At 54.6% G+C, this 1,312-nt stretch carries 1 protein-coding gene and 1 pseudogene; one reads left to right on the top strand and one right to left on the bottom strand.

Going from position 1 to position 1,312, the window contains the following annotated elements; translation table 11 throughout:
* The first annotated feature begins 61 nt into the window (after positions 1-61).
* Positions 62-223, top strand: a complete 162-nt coding sequence (locus NL646_RS23490) for a hypothetical protein (protein WP_367618118.1) — start codon at positions 62-64, stop codon at positions 221-223.
* A 51-nt stretch (positions 224-274) separates the two neighbouring features.
* Here NL646_RS23490 and NL646_RS23320 read toward each other — a convergent pair.
* Positions 275-1,138, bottom strand: a pseudogene (locus NL646_RS23320) (PKD domain-containing protein); the annotation flags it as partial.
* Positions 1,139-1,312: the final 174 nt, after the last annotated feature.

Here is a 1,312-nt window from a genome sequence, read left to right as displayed (position 1 = left end):
TGACAGTATAAGTTTGCTCTGTGGTGCTGCCATCTGGGTTGGTGATGGTTAAGGTCACCGTATCACCTTCTTCCACACCCGCTGGAAGTGTGACTTCTGTTTCAATGCCATCACTGTTTTCAGCCACGCTCACGCTGCCATCGACTGCATCGGCAATGGTCAAGGTAGGCGCGGTGTCGCTTGTGCCATCACCGTCGGTATCGCCCGGTACGGTGGTGTCTAAATCAAACGTCACTGGCGTACTTTCAGCCGTGGTGTTACCCGCCGCATCACTGATGCTGCTGGTGACGCTGTACATACCTTCGTCAGTTAGACTCGGAATGGTGATGTCTGCGCTGCCATTAGTGATGTCAGCCGCCGTCACCGTGTACGTCTGTTCGGCGGTGCTGCCATCTGGGTTGGTAATGGTTAAGGTGATGGTATCACCTTCTTCCACGCCCGTTGGAAGCGTCACATTGGTTTCAACGCCGTCACTGTTTTCAGCCACACTCACGCTGCCATCAGCTGCATCGGCAATAGTCAAGGTTGGTGCACTGTCACTCGTGCCATCACCGTCGGTGTCACCCGGTACGGTGGTGTCAAGGTCGAACGTCACTGGCGTGCTTTCAGCGGTAGTGTTACCCGCCGCATCACTGATGCTGCTGGTGACGCTGTACATACCTTCATCGGTTAATGATGGAATGGTGATGCTCGCACTGCCTGTATCAACATCCGTTTGGGTCACGGTGTAGGTTTGCTCTGTGGTGCTGCCATCTGGGTTGGTGATGGTTAAGGTCACCGTATCACCCACTTCTACGCCATCAGGAATGGTCACCTCTGTCTCTAGACCATCACTGTTTTCTGCCACGCTCACGTTGCCATCGGCTGCATCGGCAATGGTTAAGGTAGGCGCGGTATCGCTTACGCCATCACCGTCGGTATCACCCGGTACGGTGGTGTCTAAATCGAACGTCACTGGCGTGCTTTCAGCGGTAGTGTTACCCGCTGCATCACTGATGCTGCTGGTGACGCTGTACATGCCTTCATCGGTCAAGCTTGGAATGGTGATGCTCGCACTGCCTGTATCAACATCCGTTTGGGTCACGGTGTAGGTTTGCTCTGTGGTGCTGCCATCTGGGTTGGTGATGGTTAAGGTCACCGTATCACCCACTTCCACGCCGTCAGGGATAGTCACCTCCGTTTCTAGACCATCACTGTTTTCTGCCACGCTGACGTTGCCATCGGCTGCATCGGCAATGGTTAAGGTTGGCGCGGTGTCACTTGTGCCATCACCGTCGGTATCACCCGGTACGGTGGTGTCTAAATCAAACGT

Source organism: Vibrio sp. Y20_XG_PY13, assembly GCF_024181925.1.
GTDB classification, from domain to species: Bacteria; Pseudomonadota; Gammaproteobacteria; order Enterobacterales; family Vibrionaceae; genus Vibrio; species Vibrio parahaemolyticus.
The sequence above is the reverse complement of the archived record's forward strand: the minus strand, read 5'-3'. Positions and strand labels throughout refer to the sequence as shown.